The organism is Mycobacterium sp. IDUB_39 (assembly GCF_055419205.1).
Genome location: NZ_JBVAXF010000032.1, coordinates 1 through 506 on the forward strand (window position 1 = coordinate 1; position 506 = coordinate 506).

Below are 506 nucleotides of genomic sequence, written 5' to 3' on the forward strand. Positions count from 1 at the left end.
CCCACACCCAGGATCAGAGCACTCGTCGGCTTCACCGTGCCCGCCGCAGTCGTGAGCATCGGGAAGAACCGCGTCGACAACGACGCCGCCAACACCACAGCCTTATAACCCGCCACGTTTGCCTGCGAGGACAACGCATCCATCACCTGCGCACGCGAGATACGCGGAATCGCCTCCACCGCGAACCCCTGCACACCAGCGTTTCTCAGGGCACCGATCTGATTGTCGGCATTACGCGGAGCCAGAAAACCCACCAGCGTCTGACCGCTCCGAAGCTTGGCGACCTCCACAGTCGAGGGCGGGGCCACCTTCACCACCACATCACACCCCCACGCATCACCAATGGACGCGCCAGCCTCGACATACAACTCATCAGGCAACAGCGCCCGCTCACCAGCACCAGAGGCCACCACCACCGCCACACCACTGCCCACGAGGGATGACACCGCCTTGGGCACCAACGCCACCCGACGCTCATCAGGCCCCGACTCGGCGACCACACCCAC

1 protein-coding gene is annotated in these 506 nt (G+C 64.6%); it reads right to left on the minus strand.

Annotation, left to right across the window (positions count from 1 at the left end):
- Positions 1-506, minus strand: a 506-nt coding sequence (locus ACZY0X_RS31235; RefSeq protein WP_463775902.1) for a Rossmann-fold NAD(P)-binding domain-containing protein, incomplete at both ends; no start/stop codon positions are given.